This window comes from Pseudomonas sp. Root569 (assembly GCF_001427465.1).
GTDB lineage: Bacteria > Pseudomonadota > Gammaproteobacteria > Pseudomonadales > Pseudomonadaceae > Aquipseudomonas > Aquipseudomonas synxantha.
Genome location: NZ_LMGQ01000023.1, coordinates 370095 through 391226, shown reverse-complemented (window position 1 = coordinate 391226; position 21132 = coordinate 370095). Strand labels below are relative to the sequence as shown.

Genomic DNA, 21132 nt, shown 5'->3' with positions numbered 1-21132 from the left:
CATGCGAGTATGGATCGACGCCGACGCCTGCCCTCGGGCGGCCAAGGACCAGGTAGTGAAGTTTGCCCTCAAGCGCCAGTTCGAGGTGGTGCTGGTGGCTGGGCAAAGCCAGATCAAGCCGAGCTTTTCCTGTGTGAAGCTCATCGTTGTGCCCAGCGGGCCGGATGCGGCTGATGACTATCTGGTTGAGCATGCTGTGCCCGGTGAACTGGTGATCTGCAGCGATGTGCCCTTGGCCGACCGGCTGGTGAAGAAGGGCGTCACAGCCCTTGACCCACGGGGCAAGGAGTTCAGCCCGGCGAACATGAGTGAACGCCTGGCGGTGCGTAACCTGTTCACCGACCTGCGTGAGCAGGGCCAGATGGGCGGCGGGCCACCGCCCCATGGGGAAAAAGACAAGCAAGCGTTTGCTAATGCGCTGGACCGAATCCTGACCCGTTTGATGAGGCCTCTGTAGGAGCGAGCTTGCTCGCGATGAACCTGAGAGCGCTGCGTTCATCCAGCTTGCCCGCGTTATTGTTGACGTTCTTCGCGAGCAGACTCGCTCCTACAGAAAGAGGGCGTTAGTCATTTTCGTGGGTCAGTTCCAACACCCGGTCCACCAGCTTGTTGATGCCTGATGCGACCTCGCTGATGTTTTTGCCGAGCATATACGCCGGTGTGCTCACCAACTTGCGCGCCTTGTCTTCGACGATGTCCTCCACCGTGCATTCGTGGTGGGTGGCGCCCATCTTGTCCAGGGCTGCCGCTGTGTCGGCATCGTTGCCGATGGTGCAGGTCACGCCCGGGCCGTAGATCTTCGCGGCCAACGCAGGCGAAATGCAGATCAACCCCACGGGTTTGCCCGCTTCGGCGAAGGCTTCGGCCAGCTCCAGTACTTGCGGGTTGACGCTGCAGGCAGCGCCTTCCACGGCGAAGTCAGACAGGTTCTTCGCCGCGCCGAAGCCGCCAGGCACGATCAGCGCATCAAAGTCTGCGGCGTTGGCTTCGCGAATGTCCTTCACTGCACCGCGGGCGATGCGCGCCGACTCCACCAGTACATTGCGTGTTTCAGGCATTTCCTCACCGGTAAGGTGATTGATCACGTGCAACTGGGCGATATTCGGCGCAAAACATTCGACTTGAGCGCCGCGCTGGTCCAGGCGCAGCAGGGTGATCACGCTTTCATGGATTTCTGCGCCGTCGTACACGCCACAGCCGGAAAGGATCACTGCAATCTTTTTGCTCATGGGCATTTCTCCTGATTCATGGCGTTAAATGTCTACTAATTTGTAAGCTGTTGCCAATGGGATCTCATGGCGGTGCACCTAATCTTGATGTAACAAAAAATACACCGGACTAACCCATGGACTTCGTGCCTTACGCGGTACCGTTTTTCATCGCCCTGATCGTGGTTGAACTGCTGGCCGACCGTTGGCGCGGCGCGCGCAACTATCGAGTGGCAGATGCCATCAACAGCCTCAGCACCGGCGTACTGTCCACCACCACCGGGTTGTTGACCAAGGGTGTGGGTCTGCTGATCTACGCATTCGCCCTTAAGCACCTGGCGCTGTTCGAGTGGTCGACCCAGAGTGCCTGGACCTGGGTGTTTGCCTTCGTGTTCTATGACGTGTGCTACTACTGGCTGCATCGCATGGGTCATGAGCGCAATATCCTCTGGGCCGCGCATTCGGTGCACCACCAGAGCGAGGACTACAACCTCACCACTGCCTTGCGCCAGACCAGCACCGGTTTCCTGCTGAGCTGGATCTTCTACCTGCCCCTGGCTGTGGTCGGTGTGCCGCTGGTGGTGTTTATCAGCGTGGCGTCGCTCAACCTGCTCTATCAGTTCTGGGTCCATACCCGTCACGTTCCCAAGCTTGGCTGGTTCGAGTGGTTCTTCGTCACACCGTCCAATCATCGGGCCCACCATGCACAGAACGCTCTCTACATGGATCGCAACTACGGCGGGGTGTTCATTATTTGGGACCGACTGTTCGGCACGTTCCAGGAGGAAGACGACAACGAGCCGGTCATTTTCGGTGTGACCACGCCCCTGGCCAGTTGGAACCCGCTGTGGGCCAACCTGCAGTTTTATGCGCAGTTATGGCATGACGCCCGACGTACTGAAAGCTGGTGGGACAAGTTGCGCATCTGGTTCATGCGCACCGGCTGGCGTCCGGCGGACGTCAAGGCCAAGTACCCGATGGCCAAGCCGGACCTGAGCCAGTTCCGCAAATTCGAGGTGCCGCTGGATGCGCGGCAACAGGTGTACATCGCTTTGCAATTTGCAGCGTATGTGGGATTTGGCAGCTATCTAATGAATTTCGGCGAGGCGATGCCCTCGGCGGCACTGGTCCTGGGCTGGGGAACCATGGCGCTGGGCCTGTTTACCTTGGGGGTGGCGCTGGAGAATCGCCCGTGGGCGTTGAAGGTCGAGCTGGCGCGGCTGGCGCTGAATGCGCCGTTGGTATGGCTGGCACCGTTGGTCGGTCTGTGGCCCGCCAGCAACCTGGCCTGGCTGGCGCTGGCGAGCTACAGTCTGCTGAGCGTGATCGGCCTCTACTGTTGCAGAAGCCGGCTTACTCGACTGGTGTCTTAGGTGTTTCCACCGGGGCTGGCTCGGCAGCCAGCCGGGCCTTGGCCTCGGCACACGCCTCCCGGGCGATACGGGCATTCTTGAAGCGGCGGCGCAGCCACAGGACAAGGCCCAGCACCAGCAGCGCGCCCAGCACCCACAGCTCATATTTCTTGACGCTGCCGAGCATGCCTTCCAGCACTGCGCCGAAGTGATAAGCCGCAGCCCCCAGCGCAGCAGCCCAAATCGCCGCACCGATACCGTTAAGGATCAAATAGCGCAGTGGCGGATAGCCGGACAGGCCAATTGCCACGGGCATCACTGTGCGCAAGCCATAGACGAAGCGGAAGCTCAGTACCCAGATATCCGGGTGCTTGCGGATATGTTCCAGCGCCTTGTCGCCCATCAATTGCCAGCGCGGCTTGCGTGCCAGCAGCTTGCGGCCATGCTTGCGCCCCATGTAGTACCAGAGCTGGTCGCCGGCGTAGCTGCCAAAGAAGGCAACGACCACCACCAGGTTGATATCCATGTAGCCACGGAACGCCAGGAAGCCTGCGAGCACGAGGATGGTCTCGCCTTCGAAGAACGTGCCGAGGAAGAGGGCAAAGTAACCGAAGTCATGCAGAAATTGTTGAAGCATGGTCTGGGGTGCTGGCGAAATGAACGCGCAGCCTACGCCTTCACGAAGATTCATGAAAGTATCGAGATGTGTCACGAAGTGAACAATTCCTACATAAATGACGAATGCGACTACAGGTCGCATCGATAAGCACAACTGTCATTCCTTCGTCATAATGGCCGCTTATAACTGCAACGCTCGCCCGTAAACGCGGGCTCAGGAGTCTGTCGTGAGCTTTACCCCTGCCAATCGCCTGTTCCCCGCTACCCGCCTGCGTCGCAATCGCCGTGATGATTTTTCTCGTCGCCTGGTACGTGAAAATGTACTGACGACGAATGATCTGATCCTGCCGGTATTTGTGCTCGATGGTGAAAATCGTCGGGAAGCGGTGGCATCGATGCCAGGTGTGGAGCGTTTGACCATTGATCAGTTGCTGATCGAGGCGGCCAATTGGGTCGAACTGGGGATCCCGGCGCTGGCACTGTTTCCGGTGACGCCGTCGGAGCTCAAGTCCCTGGACGCCGCAGAAGCCTGGAACCCACAAGGGATCGCCCAGCGTGCCACCCGCGCCCTGCGCGAGCGCTTCCCGGAGTTGGGCGTGATTACCGACGTGGCCCTGGACCCGTTCACCACCCACGGCCAAGATGGCATTCTTGACGAAGACGGTTACGTTCAGAACGACATTACCGTCGATGCGCTGGTCAGGCAGGCGTTATCCCATGCCGCAGCGGGCGCCCAGGTGGTTGCGCCGTCGGACATGATGGACGGTCGCATCCAGGCAATTCGTGAAGCGCTTGAACTGGCCGGCCATGTCAATGTGCGGATCATGGCTTACTCGGCCAAGTACGCCAGCGCCTACTACGGCCCGTTCCGCGATGCGGTGGGCTCGGCCCTGAACCTGGGCAAGGCCAACAAGGCCTCGTACCAGATGGACCCTGCCAACAGCCACGAAGCCCTGCACGAAGTTGCGGCGGACCTGGCCGAAGGCGCCGACATGGTGATGGTCAAGCCCGGGATGCCTTATTTGGACATCCTTTATCGGGTCAAAGAGGAATTCAAGGTGCCGACCTTTGTCTACCAGGTCAGCGGTGAATACGCCATGCATATGGCCGCAATCCAGAATGGTTGGTTGAGTGAAGGGGTGATCCTCGAATCCCTGACTGCCTTTAAACGTGCCGGCGCCGATGGCATCCTGACCTACTTCGCCGCCCGCGCCGCCCAATTGCTTAGAGAGCAACAATAGCCCTCACAGGAACACTCGATGAATACCGAAGGACTCTCAGAAGTGGCTGTAAAAGACGCTCACCCGGTGGTTGAACAAGTCGCCGAGACCCCGCCGGAACTGGAGCCGGCCGCGCCTGCGGTGGTCGTTGAAGCACCTGCGCCGGCGCCGGTGGCCGTGGTCACCAACCTGGATGACAGCAGCCTGTACATCCACCGCGAGCTGTCACAGCTGCAATTCAACATCCGCGTGCTGGAGCAGGCGCTGGATGAGTCCTACCCGTTGCTGGAGCGACTGAAATTCTTGCTGATCTTCTCCAGCAACCTGGATGAGTTCTTCGAGATCCGTGTCGCCGGGCTCAAGAAGCAGATTACCTTCGCCCGCGAACAAGCCGGTGCCGACGGCCTGCAACCGCACCAAGCCCTGGCTCGCATCAGCGAGCTGGTGCACGGCCATGTGGATCGCCAATACGCAATCCTCAACGACATCCTGCTCCCGGAGCTTGAAAAGCATCAGGTCCGCTTCATTCGTCGTCGCCACTGGACCGCCAAGATCAAGACCTGGGTGCGGCGCTACTTCCGTGACGAGATTTCCCCGATCATCACCCCCATCGGCCTCGACCCTACGCACCCGTTCCCGTTGCTGGTGAACAAGAGCCTCAACTTTATCGTTGAGCTGGAAGGTATCGATGCGTTTGGTCGCGACTCTGGCCTGGCAATCATCCCGGCACCGCGCCTGTTGCCACGGATCATCAAGGTACCCGAGGAGGTAGGCGGCGCTGGCGACAACTATGTATTCCTGTCGTCAATGATCCATGCCCATGCCGATGACCTGTTCCAGGGCATGAAGGTCAAGGGCTGCTATCAGTTCCGCCTGACCCGCAACGCCGACCTGGCGCTGGACTCCGAAGATGTCGAAGACTTGGCCCGTGCCCTGCGCGGCGAGCTGTTCTCGCGGCGCTACGGCGACGCTGTACGCCTGGAAGTCGCCGATACCTGCCCGAAACATCTGTCGGACTACCTGCTCAAGCAGTTCAACCTGGCCGAGTCCGAGCTGTACCAAGTCAACGGTCCGGTGAACCTGACTCGCCTGTTCAGCATCACCGGCCTGGACAGCCACCCGGAGCTGCAATACAAGCCGTTCACCCCGCAGATCCCGAAACTGCTGCAAAACAGCGAAAACATTTTCAGCGTGATAAGCAAGCAGGACATCCTGCTGCTGCACCCATTCGAATCCTTCACCCCGGTGGTCGACCTGCTGCGTCAGGCCGCCAAGGACCCGCATGTCCTGGCCGTGCGCCAGACCCTGTACCGCAGTGGCGCCAACTCGGAAATCGTCGATGCGCTGGTGGATGCTGCGCGCAACGGCAAGGAAGTCACCGCAGTGATCGAGCTGCGTGCGCGCTTTGACGAAGAGTCCAACCTGCAACTGGCCAGCCGCCTGCAAGCGGCCGGTGCGGTGGTGATCTACGGTGTGGTTGGCTTCAAGACCCACGCCAAGATGATGCTGATCCTGCGTCGTGAAGCCGGTGAGATCGTGCGCTACGCCCACTTGGGTACCGGCAACTACCATGCCGGCAACGCCAAGCTCTACACCGACTACAGCCTGCTGACGTCCGACGACGCGCTGTGCGAAGACGTCGGCAAGTTGTTCAGCCAGTTGATCGGCATGGGCAAGACCTTGCGCATGAAGAAGCTGCTGCATGCACCGTTCACCCTCAAGAAGGGCATGCTCGACATGATTGCCCGCGAGACCCAGTTCGCCCTCGACGGCAAACCGGCGCACATCATTGCCAAATTCAACTCGCTGACCGATCCGAAGATCATCCGTGCGCTGTACAAAGCCAGCCAGTCCGGCGTGCGCATCGACCTGGTGGTGCGGGGTATGTGCTGCCTGCGTCCGGGTATTGTCGGCGTGTCGCATAATATCCACGTGCGCTCGATCATCGGTCGCTTCCTGGAGCACACACGAGTGTTCTACTTCCTCAACGGCGGCGAAGAGCAGATGTTCCTCTCCAGTGCCGACTGGATGGAGCGCAACCTCGACAAGCGGGTGGAGACCTGTTTCCCGGTGGAAGGCAAGAAGCTGATCATGCGGGTCAAGAAGGAGCTGGAAAGCTACCTCACCGACAACACCCACAGCTGGAGCCTGCAGTCGGACGGTCGCTACGTGCGTAACACGCCGACCGGCAACCAGAACCCGCGCAGCGCGCAGGCGACGTTGCTGGAGAAGCTGGGTAGCCCGATTCTTGCGGTGAACTAAACCCCAGCACCAGCGAGGTCTAAAAAATGTGGGAGGGGGCTTGCTCCCGATAGCGGTGAATCAGTCGACACATTAGTCGGCAGGGCCACCGCCATCGGGAGCAAGCCCCCTCCCACATTTATCTATCGGTGTGCTTTTTAGCGCAGGTTCAGGCTGAACCCCACCCGCGTCAGCCATTCCGCTTCCTGGGCGAAGTCCGCCTGGGTCAACTGGTTTTCATCCAGCCAGCCCTTGGGGAACACCACGTCAAGGCTGTCGCCAACGGCATGCAGTTTCACCTGGGGCATTTCCTGGGTACCGCGAATGTGGTGGAACAGGATCGCAAATCGCAACAGCGCGCACAGGCGGATCAGCTTGATGCCGTCTTTGCCGAACTCGGCAAACTTATCCTTGGGAATATTGCGACGATGGCCGCGCACCAGCAGCGCGAGCATCTGCTGGTCCTCCCGGGAGAAACCGGCCAGGTCCGAATGCTCGATCAGGTAGGCGCCATGCTTGTGGTAGTGGTAGTGGGCGATGTCCAGGCCCACTTCATGCACCTTGGCGGCCCAGCCGAGCAGCTCCCGCCAGACACCGTCTTCAAGGTCCCAATCCTCGGCGACCTGGTCGAAAGCGTGCAAGGCTTTGCGCTCCACACGAGCAGCTTGTTCCAGGTCGACGTGGTAACGCTCCATCAGCGAGCTGAGGGTGCGCTCGCGCACGTCTTCGTGGTGATGACGGCCCAGCAGGTCATAGAGCACACCCTCGCGCAGGGCGCCGTCACAGTGGTCCATGCGTTGCAGTTCGAGGGCGTCGAAGATAGCCTCGAGAATCGCCAGGCCCGCGGGGAAAATGGCGCGTCGGTCGGGCTTGATGCCGTCGAAGTCGATTTTTTCCGCATCCCCAAGCTTGAACAGTTTGCGCTTGAGCCACGCCAAACCTTCGGCGTTTACCTCGCCAGTGCCATGGCCGCCGGCTTTCAAGGCCAGGCCAATGGCGCGGATGGTCCCGGACGAGCCGATGGCTTCATCCCAGGTCAGGCGGTGCAGGGCGTGTTCGATACTCATGATCTCCAGCCGTGCCGCGGTGTAGGCCTGGGCATAGCGCGCCGGCGTGATCTTGCCGTCCTTGAAATACCGTTGGGTAAAACTCACGCAGCCCATCTGCAGGCTTTCACGCAGCAGCGGTTCAAAACGCTGGCCGATGATGAACTCGGTGCTGCCGCCGCCGATGTCCGCCACCAGGCGTTTGCCGGGAGTATCGGCCAGGGTATGGGACACGCCGAGGTAGATCAGGCGGGCTTCTTCACGGCCCGAGATGACTTCCACCGGATGCCCGAGGATGTCCTCGGCACGATGGATGAACTCGTTGCGGTTGCGAGCTTCGCGCAAGGCGTTGGTGCCGACGATGCGCACGGCGCCAGTAGGCATGCCGTTGATCAGTTGCGCAAAGCGCTTGAGGCAATCGAGCCCGCGCTGCATGGATTCTTCATTGAGCTTGCGCTCGTCGTCGATCCCTGCGGCCAGTTGCACTTTCTCGCCGAGCCGCTCGAGGATGCGGATCTCGCCGTTCTGGGCCTTGGCCACGACCATGTGAAAGCTGTTGGAGCCCAGGTCGATGGCGGCGATCAAGGACAGGTTCTTGGCTTGGGATTGCGGCATGGTTTGGGGATCTCGGTCGATAACCTCGCCATCGTGCCACGATCGACCGCTGACGCCAACGCGTTGTGCTTCGGTAATTTTATGAATGCTGTCTGTAAGGGTGTTTCATTATAAATGTAGGAGAAATTTGTATGTGGCCGTTGAAGAGGTGCTTCGGGGGGTAAGAGTATTTAATCATATGCGGTTGCCAAGATACCCATGACTTTGCTTACAGGGGTTGGAATAGTTCTTTGTCCGATACCTTGCTTGGGACTACTCTGCTAATGGATAAAGGTTATTGCTTGATTTAACCCGATACCACAATAAATGACGTGTTGTCTGATTCAATTGCTAAGCGCCAAGGCGCCAGACTGTCACTCGGCAATTCTGCCTAGGTGTTATTTATTTATAGTTTTGTATTACGGAAGATAAGGCGTTGGGCGACGGAGTCGCCAAGACCGAAAATAAAGAGCGCCTGAGAACTTCAAGTGACAGGACAAACATGAAAAAAATTATTGGATTGACCTTAGGTATTGCGTGCCTGGCTGCGACCCTGAGTGCCCAGGCAACCACCAGTGCCCAGTTGGTCGTCAGGGGCACCATTACCCCCGCTGCATGCAATCTCAGTCTGGCAGGCAGTGGCATCATCGACTACGGTACGATTCGCTCCGGCGAGTTGTCCCGCACGTCGTTCAACCCGCGCGAGGAGAGGACCACTTCTCTTGTCATCAATTGCGGCGCCACACCGGCCAGGTTCGGGCTCACCCTTACTGACCTGCAAGCGGGCAGCAAGGTGACAGGTATCCTGGGGGCAGGCTTTAGCGAAGCGCAAAACTTTGGCTTGGGCATGGTGGGAGGCCGGCGAACCGGTGGTTATTCTGTGACCCTCAGGGACCTGCGGTCTTCCGCAACGGTGCTGCATCCGATCATGCGTACAGGCCTGGGGGCCTGGCAGAACAGTGATGGCAAAGTTGCCCAGTCGCCAAGCCAGTATTCTTGGCGTAACAGCGTGACTATCACACCGGCCTCTATCAGCCAACTGACCGGCACACTTGCAGTGAAGGCGGTAATCAACAGGGCTCAGGACTTGGATCTGAGCCGCGACGTTTCCATTGATGGTCGCGCCACGCTGGTATTGAGTTACATCTAAACAACTGAAAACAGCCGATCAAGAAACCACTATTTCTTATTGGCTGTTTTTCTGTGGGCGGTTGATAACAGATCGTCAACTTCATGAGTTGCGGAGAATGCCGAGTGCGTGTTTTTTTAATAAGTTTTGCGCTGCTGTGGAGTGTTTGTTTCAGCGCTGTTGCCACGGCGGACGGTATGTTGCCGGAAACAACGGTGGTGGTGCTATATGAAGAAGACGGTGAAGCCACCATCAATATCAAGAATACTGACGAGGCACCGGCGCTGCTTCATTCTGTTGTTGAAAACGTGCCTGAGGACCTGGAGCCGCTACTGATTGTCACACCGCCTATCACTCGAGTGGAGGCAGGGGAGACGCAGCTGGTGCGCTTTATCAGCACCTTGAAGGAGCCGCTCAAGACCCAACGGCTCAAGCGTATCTCCTTCGAGGGCATCCCCCAGGCTCGGGCCGCGGGTGGTGCGACCATCGGCATTACCCTGCGTCAGAATTTGCCGCTGATCCTGCATCCGCAGGGGCTGGCGCGGCACCACACGCCTTGGGAGTTGCTGAAGTGGAAGCGGGCGGGGCAACAACTGACCGTCCATAACGACAGCGCCTATGTCGTGCGCCTGGCGCCGGACGTACAACTGCTGCCAGGAAATACCTCGGCCATGTTGCCGCGTACCTACATCTTGCCGGGCGAGGTGCTGGTGGCGAAGGTTGACGCAGCCTTGGACGGCACCGCGCAAGTTCAGATTCAGCCAGCAACGGTCTATGGGTTTTCGGTCGATAGCTACCGGGCTCCGATCAACACCGATGAGGGTTGATCGACCCATGATGATGCCTCTGAATAACCGTGTCGCCGCCCCTTCGCGGCCTTGCAAACCCACATTGCTCGTCGGGTTTGCGGCGCTATGGAGCTTGCCTGGTCTCGTGGCTGCGCTGGAGATCGGCGAGGGATTCGATCTTGCAGCGCTCACCACCCACGGCATAGACCCCAAGGTTTCCGACTACTTTCGCAGTGCGGCGCGCTTCCGCGAAGGCGTCAAGGTGGTGGGGTTGCGCGTCAATGGAAACCCCCTTGGACTGGTCGATGCCCGGTTCGACGCACAGGGGGGGCTGTGTTTCACCCCTGGGCTGCTGGAGAAGGCTGGACTGGTCAAGCCCCGGGGCGTTCTTCTGGAAGGCGTCACGCCGGACCAGACTTGTCATGATTTCCTCGGGCAGTTCCCGACGACGATGGTGCGCCTGCGGCCCGGTACTGACGAAGTGGTGCTCGTGGTGCCCACCCAGGCCCTGCGTGAGCCGCAGTGGGAGGCCGGAAGTTTTTCCAGGGGTGGGGCGGCGGCCTTGTTCAACTATGACGTGCTGGGGTATGACAGCCACTCGCGCAGCGGGCCCACACGGTTCGTGTCGGCCTATACCGAAGCGGGTTTCAACCTGGAAGACTGGATCGTCCGCAGCCGCCAGTTCTATGTGTCTGACAACGGCAAGACGCGCACTGAACATCTGCATGCTTATGCGCAGCGGGACATCGCCGCGTTGCATTCGACTTTCCAGGCGGGCCAACTGTCCAGTAATAACCCGCTGTTTGGTGGCATCCAGCTCTCCGGCTTGCAGTTTTTTCCCGATGGGCAGTCCCGGATACCCGCAGGCAACAACAATGCGGTGGTCGAGGGTTTGGCCCAAAGCCAGTCCCGGGTTGAGGTGCGCCAGTCCGGCGTGTTGATCCACAGTACCCTGGTGCCCGAAGGACCGTTCCGGTTGACCGGATTGCCCCTGCTCAATGGCACCAGTGATCTTGACGTCAGTGTGATTGACGTGCGGGGCGCCAAGCGCAGTTTTGTTGTGCCGGCGGCGTCGTTCGCGGGGGCTGCCCCGGCGGCGCCTGGCTATTATTTCTCGCTTGGCGAACTGCGCAGAACGGCAGGTGAAGAGGGCCCGTCACCGTTGATCGCCATGGGCAGCGGCACCTGGGGGCTGGGGCGCGATTCGTCTGCGGGTTTTGGTTTGTTGAGTGCCGATGATTATTGGGCGGTGGGTGGCAGCCTGAGCAGTGTGTTTTTCCAGCGGGTTTCGGTTAACGCACGACATAACCTGTCCCGAGACAGCCACAAGGCTGTGTCCGGTTCACGTAGCAGCCTGTCCGTGAGCAGCCCGGTGGTCGCCAATATCGATGTCAACTTAAGTGCAACCACCCAAACGCGCGGTTACCGCGAAGTCACTGAAGTGGGGCATTCGCTCAGAACCGATGAGCTGGACTCGTACTTCAAACACCAATACACGGCGGGCATGAGCTGGAACGACGCCATCCTGGGCATATTTTCTCTGAACTACACGCGCAGTGCTCAATTTGGCGGGCAAACCACCGAACATGTGTTCGCCTCATGGAACAAGACGTTTGGCCGCGTCGATGTTGCATTCATCGCGGATTCGCAAGTGGGTGGCAAACGGGCCCGCCGTGACGCTTCATTTGCCGGCAGTGGGCCTGACAGTTCTCTGGATAACGACCTGTCCTTGCGGTTACAGGTCAGTGTGCCGCTGGGCGGGGATCGTCGTGTAAGCAGCTTCACCAGTCGCCGTGGAGACCAGTTCACCGCGGGGACTGCGCTGAGCGAAAGGGTCAACGAGTATGTGAATTACGAAGTCGGCGTCGAGCGCGACATCCGGGCCCGGGAGCAATCGGTGCGTGCTCAGGTTGACCTGCTGCCACGTTATACCCGGGTGGGCCTGGGCGTCAGTCGCGACCCCCTGGGCACCAGCTACACGGGGCAGTTGCAGGGCGGTGCAGTGGCTCACGAAGGTGGCCTGACCTTCTCGCCTTATACCGTACAGGACACGTTCGGCGTCGTTTCGGTCGGCGATATCGGTTCCGCGAAAGTCCAGACACCACAGGGCCCGGTCTGGACCGACTTCAGCGGGCAAGCCGTGATCGCGGGCCTGCCGGCCTACACCAACAGCCGAGTCGAGGTGCAGACCCAATCGTTGCCCAAGCGGGTGGACCTGAAAAACGGCACCCAGGTACTTGCCGCGGGTCGAGGCTCGTTCAACTCCGTGGATTTCGACGTAGTGAAAGTGCGTCGAATGCTGGTCACCGCGAACGATCAGCACGGCCGGCCATTACCTCAGGGCGCCTCGGTATTCGGCAAAGGCAATCGTTTCATCACCAGCGTGGTGGGCGAGGGCATGATTTTCCTCAACGACGTCACTGAGTCGCAAACCCTGCGGGTTTCATTGCCGGACTCTTCCACTTGCTTGTTGAACATTGACCCCGAGACCAAGCCAGACAATGACAAATTCTATGAAGCCGCATCGGCGGTTTGCCAAGGTGGTTAAGGCTGCAAGCCTGCCCTTGGCGCTATGTTGCACGTTGCTGGCGCCGTCTGATGCGTTGGCTGAAAACTGTCGCCTATCGCTGAGTCAGCCGCGCATCGATTATGGCCCGATACGCAGGCATGCAGAGGCTGAAAGCACCACAGTGGCGCTGACGGTCCGCTCGATCAGCGTGAATGTACTCTGCATTGAGCCAGCGGCCATGGCCCTGCGTTTTGTTGGCGTTGCCGCCGATGGGCAGGGTTTTCGGTTTGGCCGCGAGGGGCGTTACCGGTTGAGCCTCAAAAATGCCCAGGTGGATGGCCGCTCCGTCGATTGGGCGGTTGCCCATGTGCCTGGCGCACCAGCCAGCGGCCAGTTGCTGCCCGGCCAGGCGGTGGTAGCGCACGCAGGCGGCCGGTCGGTGGTCGGTCGGCGACTCACGGCCCTGGTGGATATCCATGCCGAACTGCCCTCCGATGCCTTGGCGGTCCGCAGTGAAATCCACTTGGAGGGGCAGGGCAGCTTTGAGCTGGTCAGCTCGGTTGTTCCACCGAGCCAATGAAATTGGCAAGCTCGGCGGTTCCTGGGTTGGCAAACAACATTTTCGGGTCGCCGGTTTCATGCACTTTGCCCTGATGCATGAACACCAGTTTGTCACCGACTTCCCGGGCAAAGCGCATTTCGTGGGTGACCATGATCAGGGTCATGCCGTCCTGGGCCAGTTGGCGCACCACACTGAGCACTTCATTGACCAGCTCCGGGTCCAGGGCCGACGTAATCTCATCGCACAAGAGCACCTTGGGTGACATCGCCAATGCCCGGGCAATGGCCACCCGTTGCTGCTGGCCACCGGACAAGCGATCGGGGAAGGCATCGAACTTCTCGCCCAGCCCGACCCGCTCGAGCATCTGCCTTGCCAGTTGGGCCGCCTTGGCCTTGGGCACTTTCTGCACCACCTGCGGCGCCAGCATCACGTTTTCGCCGACGCTCAGGTGCGGGAACAGGTTGAACTGCTGGAACACCATGCCGACTTTCTGCCGCAGGCTGCGCAGGTCGGCGCGGGCGGCATCCAGGTATTCGCCGTCCACTTCGATCACGCCGTCATTGATCGACTCCAGGCCATTGAGAGTGCGCAGCAAGGTGGACTTGCCCGAGCCGCTGCGGCCGATGATCGCTACCACCTGGCCTTCATCCACCGTCAGGTCAATGCCCTTGAGCACATGGTGATCGCCGTAATATTTATGCAGGGCAGAAATTCTAAGCAGAGGCATGCAGTTTCCTTTCCAGGTAGCGCGCACTGAGGGACAGGGGGTAGCAGAGCAGGAAATAACCGAGGGCCACCAGGCCGTAGACCATGAAGGGCTCGAAGGTGGCATTGGCGAGCATGCCGCCGGTCTTGGTCAGTTCGGTGAAGCCGATGATCGAGGTCACGGCGGTGCCTTTGACCACCTGCACCGAAAAGCCCACCGTGGGCGCGACGGCAATGCGCAGCGCTTGCGGCAGGATCACATAGCGAAGTTGCTCGAGTGGGTTCAGGGCCAGGCTGGCGGAGGCCTCCCATTGGCCATGGGCGATGGAGTCCACGCAGCCGCGCCAGATTTCGGCCAGGTAAGCACTGGTAAACAGGGTCAAGGCGATTGCCGCTGCCAGCCAGGGCGATATATCCACGCCGAGCAGAGCAACACCGAAGAACACCAAGAACAACTGCATCAACAATGGCGTGCCCTGGAACAGTTCGATATAGGTGCGGGCACTATTGCGCAGGAACGCTTTACGGCTGATGCGCATCGTCATCACCAGCAGGCCGATCAGGCCGCCGCCCACGAACGCCACCAATGACAAGAGCAGCGTCCATTGCAGACCGGTGAACAGGTTGCGCACGATGTCCCACAAGGTGAACTCACTCATCGGCTGTTCCTCATCACAAACCGCCGGCCTATCCAGTTGAGCAACTGGCGAATCATCAGCGCCATGCACAGGTAAACGAGGGTGGTCAGGGCATAGGTTTCAAATGCACGGAAATTACGCGACTGGATAAAGTTGGCGGCAAAGCTCAATTCTTCAGTCGCGATCTGCGAACACACCGCCGAACCCAGCATCACGATGATGATCTGGCTACTCAGGGCCGGCCACACCTTGCCCAGCGCCGGCAGCAACACCACGTGGCGGAACGCTTCGAAGCGCGTCATCGCCAACGCTGCAGCCGCTTCCAGTTGCCCGCGTGGGATGGCCTGTATCCCGGCGCGGATGATCTCGGTGGAGTAGGCGCCGAGGTTGATCACCATTGCCAGTACCGCGGCTTGCCACTCAGTGATTTTCAACCCCAGGGACGGCAGGCCGAAAAAGATGAAGAACAGCTGCACCAGGAAGGGTGTGTTGCGGATCAATTCAACATACACACCAAAGATCCACGCAAACGGCTGGATCTTCCACGCCCGTGCCACGGCGCCGACGGTGCCCAGGGCAACCCCGAGGATCGCGCCGATGGCCGTCAGCTCCAGGGTGAACAGTGCGCCGCGCAGCAGCAGGTCGGTATTGGCCAGCACTGGCACAAAGTCGAATTGATAGGCCATCGATCAGCTCCGCTTCAAAGATCGGCAGGCAGCGGTTCTTTCAGCCACTGCAGTGCATTCTTTTCCAGGCTGCCGTCAGCCTTGGCCGTGACCAGGATCTGGTTGACCTTCTCCAGCAACGCCGGCTCGTTCTTGTTCACACCCACGTACACCGGTGAATCCTTGAGCTTGATCTTCAGCGCAGGTACGCGTTTGGGATTGCGTTCGCTGATGGCGACCATGACGACATTGCCGCTGGCGATCAGGTCGACCTGGCCGGCCAGGTAGGCGGCGATGGTCGAGTTGTTGTCCTCGAAGCGCTTGATCGTGGCTTCCTTGGGGGCCACTGCGGTCAGCTCGATATCCTCGATGGCGCCGCGGGTCACACTGATCGTTTTGCCCTTGAGGTCATCGGTGCTGCCAATGGCGGCCTCGGGCGGCCCGAACACGGCCAGGTAAAACGGGGCGTAGGCCTTGGAGAAGTCGATGACCTTTTCACGCTCGGGGTTTTTGCCCAGGCTGGAGATCACCAGGTCGACCTTGCCGGTGGTGAGGAACGGAATACGGTTCGTGCTGTTGACCGGGGTCAGCTCCAGCTTGACCTTGAGCTGGTCGGCCAGCAGCTTGGCGGTGTCGACGTCCAGCCCCCGTGGTTGCATGTCGGGGCCGACCGAACCAAATGGCGGGAAGTCCTGGGGCACGGCGACCTTGAGGGTGCCACGGGCGACGATGTCATCCAGACCATTAGCCTGGACGGGAGCCTGGCTCAGCATCAGGCTGGCAAACAGGGCAGTGAGCAGGGCGCTGTAGCGCTTGGTCATGACAACTCTCCGAGAAAGGCGAAGGAATTTTCTGGATTTGCTCAGTGCACAGCCCATGCCATTCCTCTTGTAATGGCCTGCAACGCTTGGATTTACTGGGCGGCGGCGGTCTTACTGGTCTGAACAGTTGTCGCCTGTTTCGCACCCTTTTCGGGCGTCGACAAAACTATGCGAGCCCCTTTGGGGCGTGGCTTGCAGCCGGTTGTAAATAGCTTTACAACTAGCAGCACAGTGACCTGGAAACCTGGTTTTTTATGAATTCCATCGCCCAAGCCGTACCGGAGGCGGCCCTGCAAGCCATCCGCAAGCTGATCAAGGAGCAGGGCTTCGGGCCGGGCGATGCGTTACCTTCCCAGCGTGACCTGGCGGTGCAATTAGGGGTGAGCCGGGCGTCGTTGCGCGAGGCATTGTCGTCCCTGAGTGCCTTGGGCGTGGTCAGCGTGCAGCCGGGTAAAGGCGTGTTCGTGCAAGGCCTGCAAGACGCGCCGGGGTTCGCCTGGCCCTTTGCGGCGCAGGCCACGCCACTGGATATCTTCCAGTTGCGCTACGCATTGGAGGGGTTCGCGGCGGGGTTGGCGGCGGTGACACTGACCATTGATGAGCTGGATAGCCTGGAAGACAATGTTGCGGCGATGCGCAACGTGCTCAAGGCTGGAGACTTCGAAGCGGCCGCCCGTCTGGACTTCGAGTTTCACCAGCGCATCCTGCTGGCCAGCGGCAACCAGGCGATGGTGAGCATTCTCAGTGCCAGCGCCGAGGTGTTCCTGGAGAGCCAGAAACTACCGTTCATCCGACCGGAACGAGCCATGGAGACCTGGCAGGAGCACCGCAAGATCCTGCGGGCCCTGGCCCGACGCGCCAGTGCGACATCACAGAAAGCCATGCAGGAGCACGTACGCAATGCGGCGTTGCGCACCGGCATAGCATTCGTGACGCCCGTCACGTCGTAAATGGGTTATACCCACACTCATGCAGCGCCATAGCAAGACTCAATCAGACGCGGCTTCCTGAACGGGGGAAGGGCAGCTATGATGAGCAACGTTTTTTTTGCTTACATTCCGGAGACATCCATGAGCAACGATCTTATCAAGCACGTCACCGACGCGACCTTTGAGGCCGAAGTACTCAAGGCTCAAGGCCCGGTGCTGGTTGACTACTGGGCTGAATGGTGTGGCCCTTGCAAAATGATCGCTCCGGTCCTGGACGACATTGCAACCACCTACGAAGGCAAGTTGACCATCGCCAAGCTGAACATCGACGACAACCAGGAAACCCCAGCCAAGCATGGCGTGCGCGGCATTCCTACGCTGATGCTGTTCAAGAACGGTAACGTCGAAGCCACTAAAGTGGGCGCACTGTCGAAGTCCCAGCTGCAAGCTTTCCTCGACGCGAACATTTAAGCGTTGTCGAAAAAGCCCCGCAAATCGCGGGGCTTTTTCGTGAAACAGGGCTAGACGCTCAGAAATTCAGGTGGTACATTCGGCCCCGCACTGGTTTCTCCACTGCCCCCTGCAAGCCGTCGCCGACGCATTCCTTTTCGATTAGTACGCGATCCTGTCGCCTTCTCTGCGGCGCGGCCTCATTAAGCCAAAAGCTTAATTTCCCCCCTCCATAAAATGATTACGTCATTCCTATATGAATCTGACTGAACTCAAGCAAAAGCCGATTACCGACCTGCTCCAGCTGGCCGAAGAAATGGGCATAGAAAATATGGCCCGTTCGCGCAAGCAGGACGTGATTTTCTCCCTGCTCAAGAAGCACGCGAAAAGCGGCGAGGAAATCTCCGGTGATGGCGTGCTGGAGATTCTCCAGGACGGCTTCGGCTTCCTCCGCTCCGCAGACGCCTCCTATCTCGCCGGCCCAGACGACATCTACGTCTCGCCGAGCCAGATCCGTCGCTTCAACTTGCGCACCGGTGACACCATCGTTGGCAAGATCCGTCCTCCGAAGGAAGGCGAGCGTTATTTCGCCCTGCTCAAGGTCGACACGATTAACTTTGATCGCCCCGAGAACGCGAAAAACAAGATTCTCTTCGAGAACCTGACCCCGCTGTTCCCGACCGTGCGCATGAAGATGGAAGCCGGCAACGGTTCCACCGAAGACCTCACCGGTCGAGTGATCGACCTGTGCGCCCCGATCGGCAAGGGCCAGCGTGGCCTGATCGTCGCACCGCCGAAAGCCGGCAAGACCATCATGCTGCAGAACATCGCAGCGAACATCGCACGTAATAACCCTGAAGTTCACCTGATCGTGCTGTTGATCGATGAGCGTCCGGAAGAAGTGACCGAAATGCAGCGCACCGTGCGCGGTGAAGTGGTTGCCTCGACGTTCGATGAGCCGCCAACCCGCCACGTGCAGGTTGCCGAGATGGTGATCGAGAAGGCCAAGCGCCTGGTCGAACACAAGAAAGACGTGGTGATCCTGCTCGACTCCATCACTCGTCTGGCGCGTGCCTACAACACCGTGATCCCAAGCTCCGGCAAGGTGCTGACCGGTGGTGTCGATGCCCACGCCCTGGAGAAGCCCAAGCGTTTCTTCGGTGCTGCGCGCAACATCGAGGAAGGCGGCTCGCTGACCATCATCGCCACCGCACTGGTCGAGACCGGTTCGAAGATGGACGAAGTGATCTACGAAGAGTTCAAGGGTACCGGTAACATGGAGCTGCCTCTGGACCGTCGCATCGCTGAAAAGCGTGTGTTCCCTGCGATCAACATCAACCGTTCCGGCACCCGCCGTGAAGAGTTGCTGACCGCAGACGACGAACTGCAGCGTATGTGGATCCTGCGCAAGCTGCTGCACCCGATGGACGAAGTGGCTGCCATCGAGTTCCTGATCGATAAGCTGAAAACCACCAAGACCAACGACGAGTTCTTCCTGTCGATGAAGCGCAAATAATAAGGCGTTTCAGGTCCAAAAAAATGGCGCCCCTCAGGGGCGCCTTTTTTTATGCGTCGAGATTTTGCGGCATTTGTGGCATAAGTATCCGTTAAGTAACAAAAATTGACGCGTGACTACGCTAACTCCTTTCGTCACAGACTGATCACATCCTTATGACCACTCTTGCTTACCGCAGAGACATCGACGGCCTGCGTGCCATCGCTGTCCTCGCAGTCGTGTTATTTCATTTTGGCGTTCCTGGCATTACTGGCGGTTTTGTTGGCGTTGATGTGTTTTTCGTCATTTCCGGCTTTTTAATTACGTCAATTATCTGGCGTGAGCGCCAGGCTGGCCGCTTCAGTTTTATCGACTTCTGGGCTCGCCGCGCCCGGCGTATCTTGCCCGCGCTGTTTGTGATGATCGCCGCGACACTGGTAGCGGGTTGGTTTCTGTTGGCGCCTAAGGACTACGAGGAGTTGGGCCGGTCGGCGCACTATCAGGTGACCTTTACCTCCAACTTGCTGTTCTCGCGCCAGCATGGCTATTTCGATGTGTCTTCAGACATCAAGCCTTTGCTGCATACCTGGTCGCTGGCGGTGGAGGAGCAGTTCTATATCTTCTTCCCGCTGTTGCTGGCATTGCTGTCGAGCCGCCTGAAACACTGGCGCCTGGCGCTGTTCGCGGTGCTGCTCGGGTCTTTCGGCATGAGCGTCTGGGCGGTTGAGCATGAGCCGCAAAAAGCTTTCTTCCTGTTGCATCTGCGGGCCTGGGAATTGCTGGCCGGCGCGATGCTGGCAGTGTTGCCCAAGCATGAGTGGCGCGCTTCGCCCGCTTTGGCGCAAGGGGTCAGCCTGGCCTCCATGGCACTGATTCTGATCGCTGTACTGGGTTATGACGCGAAAACGCCGTTTCCCGGCGCAACCGCTCTATTGCCTGTGCTGGGGGTCGTCGGCTTGATCTGGGCCAACGGCCAGCAGCACACCTGGGTAGGGCGGTTGTTAAGTACGCGGGTAATGGTGGGTATCGGGCTGATTTCCTATTCCTGGTACCTGTGGCACTGGCCGGTATTCGTGTATGCCAACTATGCCGCAGTGGATGGCTTGAGCGCCTTGGAACTGGCTGGGCTGATGCTGCTTTCGCTGGTGCTGGGTTATCTGTCCTGGCGCTTCGTGGAAACGCCGTTCCGGGAAAAACGCTTGCTGGCCGGACGCAAGGCGATTCTGGCGTCAGCCTTGGTCGGCATTCTGGGGCTTGGCTTTACCGGCTTGGCGATACGCGAAGCTGACGGCGTGCCTTCGCGTTTGTCCGAACAGGCATTGCGTTTTGCCCAGGCCAAGAAGTGGAGCCCGGACCTGCTGGCGTGCATGGCTGACAAAGACACCCCCGATGATCGGCTGTTCTGCCATTTCGGTCCGAAAAGCCAATCTGTTTCAGCGCTGGTATGGGGTGACAGTCACGCCACTGCGCTGATACCCGCGCTCAAAGAGGGGGCTGATCGCCACAATATCAGTCTGGTAGAGGCCAGTTTTGCCGGCTGTATCCCGCTGGATGGCCTGGAGAATATTGCTCGATGCGCGCACTTCAACCATCGCGTCGAGAAGGCCATGGCCGAGCAGGTGTTCAGCGATGTGGTGCTGGCGGCCCGTTGGAGCCTGTACGTCTATGGGCAAATGTCGGGTGACAAGGAGCATGCGCTTAAGGACCCCGGCACTGGCCAGTATGTGCGTGCCGTCGCCGAGCAACGCTTCGCCCAAGGCCTTCGTGAACGCATCCAGGGCTTGCGTGCTGCCGGCCATAAGGTCTGGCTGGTCAAGGAAGTGCCGCTGCAGGAGATCATCGTGCCTTATCGTCTGAGCCGCCTGGCGATGATGAACCGGTCAGTGGACGGTGAAGGGCTCGCCGTAGCCGAGCATGTGAAGCGCCAGGCTTTTATCACGCAGTTGTTTGACGAACTGGCGGCGGGCGACAGCGGTGTCAAGGTGCTGGACCCTGCGCCCCTGCTGTGCGGCAGCGATGGTTTGTGCCGGGTCGAACTCAATGGTCGAGCGTTGTATACCGACGATAACCATCTGTCAGACGTTGGTGCCCGGCACATCGAAGCCTTCCTGGAACCATTGTTCAGTTCCTTGCAATCACGAGGGCTGACGGCCAATTAAGCT

19 protein-coding genes are annotated in these 21132 nt (G+C 59.4%); 12 read left to right on the top strand and 7 right to left on the bottom strand.

The genetic code is table 11. The features are described 5' to 3' along the window. Position 1 precedes the first annotated feature (1 nt). Positions 2 to 457 carry a YaiI/YqxD family protein gene (locus ASD70_RS17350; RefSeq protein ID WP_046070040.1) on the top strand — a complete coding sequence of 152 codons (456 nt, stop codon included), beginning with the start codon at positions 2 to 4 and terminating at the stop codon, positions 455 to 457. A 106-nt stretch (positions 458 to 563) separates the two neighbouring features. Here the strand turns inward: ASD70_RS17350 and elbB are convergent, their stop codons facing one another. After that, positions 564 to 1229 (bottom strand): isoprenoid biosynthesis glyoxalase ElbB, encoded by a 666-nt coding sequence (elbB, locus tag ASD70_RS17345; protein ID WP_046070039.1) that lies wholly within the window; start codon positions 1227 to 1229, stop codon positions 564 to 566. 116 nt (positions 1230 to 1345) lie between these two features. On the opposite strand from elbB, the gene ASD70_RS17340 reads away from it, so the two are divergent. Next, positions 1346 to 2581, top strand: coding sequence for a sterol desaturase family protein (locus tag ASD70_RS17340; protein ID WP_056847013.1), 1236 nt, complete (start codon positions 1346 to 1348; stop codon positions 2579 to 2581). On the opposite strand, the gene ASD70_RS17335 is transcribed toward ASD70_RS17340, so the two are convergent. Continuing rightward, entirely contained in the window at positions 2562 to 3197 is a 636-nt protein-coding gene (locus ASD70_RS17335; protein ID WP_056847041.1) for a DedA family protein, read from the bottom strand. The two genes, ASD70_RS17340 and ASD70_RS17335, sit on opposite strands and share 20 nt — an antisense overlap. A 208-nt stretch (positions 3198 to 3405) precedes the next feature. Between ASD70_RS17335 and hemB the strand changes: the two genes are divergently transcribed. Further along, the gene (hemB, locus tag ASD70_RS17330) at positions 3406 to 4419 is read left to right on the top strand and encodes a porphobilinogen synthase (protein ID WP_046070037.1); all 1014 of its coding nucleotides are present in this window, start codon (positions 3406 to 3408) and stop codon (positions 4417 to 4419) included. Between the two features lie 18 nt (positions 4420 to 4437). Continuing rightward, positions 4438 to 6660 carry a polyphosphate kinase 1 gene (gene ppk1, locus ASD70_RS17325; protein ID WP_046070036.1) on the top strand — a complete coding sequence of 741 codons (2223 nt, stop codon included), beginning with the start codon at positions 4438 to 4440 and terminating at the stop codon, positions 6658 to 6660. A 137-nt stretch (positions 6661 to 6797) separates the two neighbouring features. On the opposite strand, the gene ppx is transcribed toward ppk1, so the two are convergent. Continuing rightward, positions 6798 to 8300: an exopolyphosphatase gene (gene ppx / locus ASD70_RS17320; protein ID WP_046070035.1), complete on the bottom strand. Its 1503-nt coding sequence runs from the start codon at positions 8298 to 8300 to the stop codon at positions 6798 to 6800. A gap of 481 nt (positions 8301 to 8781) precedes the next feature. On the opposite strand from ppx, the gene ASD70_RS17315 reads away from it, so the two are divergent. The 4 genes from ASD70_RS17315 (at position 8782) to ASD70_RS17300 (ending at position 13285) form a co-directional block, all read left to right on the top strand. Continuing rightward, positions 8782 to 9429, top strand: coding sequence for a DUF1120 domain-containing protein (locus tag ASD70_RS17315; RefSeq protein ID WP_056847012.1), 648 nt, complete (start codon positions 8782 to 8784; stop codon positions 9427 to 9429). 83 nt (positions 9430 to 9512) lie between these two features. Next, positions 9513 to 10235: a fimbria/pilus chaperone family protein gene (locus ASD70_RS17310; RefSeq protein ID WP_082363173.1), complete on the top strand. Its 723-nt coding sequence runs from the start codon at positions 9513 to 9515 to the stop codon at positions 10233 to 10235. Positions 10236 to 10245: 10 nt separating this feature from the next. Beyond that, complete coding sequence (locus ASD70_RS17305) at positions 10246 to 12744, top strand: fimbria/pilus outer membrane usher protein (protein ID WP_056847040.1); 2499 nt, start codon at positions 10246 to 10248, stop codon at positions 12742 to 12744. After that, entirely contained in the window at positions 12710 to 13285 is a 576-nt protein-coding gene (locus ASD70_RS17300; protein WP_233518727.1) for a hypothetical protein, read from the top strand. The genes ASD70_RS17305 and ASD70_RS17300 overlap by 35 nt, the downstream gene beginning before the upstream one ends. Here ASD70_RS17300 and ASD70_RS17295 read toward each other — a convergent pair. From ASD70_RS17295 to ASD70_RS17280, 4 genes are read right to left on the bottom strand one after another with little or no spacing between them, the layout of a single operon-like run. Next, positions 13257 to 13994 (bottom strand): amino acid ABC transporter ATP-binding protein, encoded by a 738-nt coding sequence (locus ASD70_RS17295; protein ID WP_046070031.1) that lies wholly within the window; start codon positions 13992 to 13994, stop codon positions 13257 to 13259. The genes ASD70_RS17300 and ASD70_RS17295 overlap by 29 nt on opposite strands. Next, complete coding sequence (locus tag ASD70_RS17290; protein WP_046070030.1) at positions 13981 to 14631, bottom strand: amino acid ABC transporter permease; 651 nt, start codon at positions 14629 to 14631, stop codon at positions 13981 to 13983. Before ASD70_RS17290 ends, ASD70_RS17295 begins: the two co-directional genes overlap by 14 nt. Further along, the gene (locus ASD70_RS17285) at positions 14628 to 15296 is read right to left on the bottom strand and encodes an amino acid ABC transporter permease (protein WP_046070029.1); all 669 of its coding nucleotides are present in this window, start codon (positions 15294 to 15296) and stop codon (positions 14628 to 14630) included. The genes ASD70_RS17290 and ASD70_RS17285 overlap by 4 nt, the downstream gene beginning before the upstream one ends. A 14-nt stretch (positions 15297 to 15310) precedes the next feature. Beyond that, entirely contained in the window at positions 15311 to 16096 is a 786-nt protein-coding gene (locus ASD70_RS17280; protein ID WP_056847010.1) for a transporter substrate-binding domain-containing protein, read from the bottom strand. A 254-nt stretch (positions 16097 to 16350) separates the two neighbouring features. Between ASD70_RS17280 and ASD70_RS17275 the strand changes: the two genes are divergently transcribed. The 4 genes from ASD70_RS17275 (at position 16351) to ASD70_RS17260 (ending at position 21129) form a co-directional block, all read left to right on the top strand. Beyond that, positions 16351 to 17046, top strand: coding sequence for a FadR/GntR family transcriptional regulator (locus tag ASD70_RS17275; protein ID WP_056847009.1), 696 nt, complete (start codon positions 16351 to 16353; stop codon positions 17044 to 17046). 120 nt (positions 17047 to 17166) lie between these two features. Then, a complete protein-coding gene (gene trxA / locus ASD70_RS17270) occupies positions 17167 to 17496 on the top strand; it encodes a thioredoxin TrxA (RefSeq protein ID WP_003213989.1) in 330 nt (109 codons plus the stop codon). Between the two features lie 235 nt (positions 17497 to 17731). Beyond that, positions 17732 to 18991 carry a transcription termination factor Rho gene (gene rho / locus ASD70_RS17265; protein WP_003176825.1) on the top strand — a complete coding sequence of 420 codons (1260 nt, stop codon included), beginning with the start codon at positions 17732 to 17734 and terminating at the stop codon, positions 18989 to 18991. A 155-nt stretch (positions 18992 to 19146) separates the two neighbouring features. Further along, positions 19147 to 21129: an acyltransferase family protein gene (locus tag ASD70_RS17260; RefSeq protein WP_046070026.1), complete on the top strand. Its 1983-nt coding sequence runs from the start codon at positions 19147 to 19149 to the stop codon at positions 21127 to 21129. Positions 21130 to 21132 lie beyond the last annotated feature (3 nt).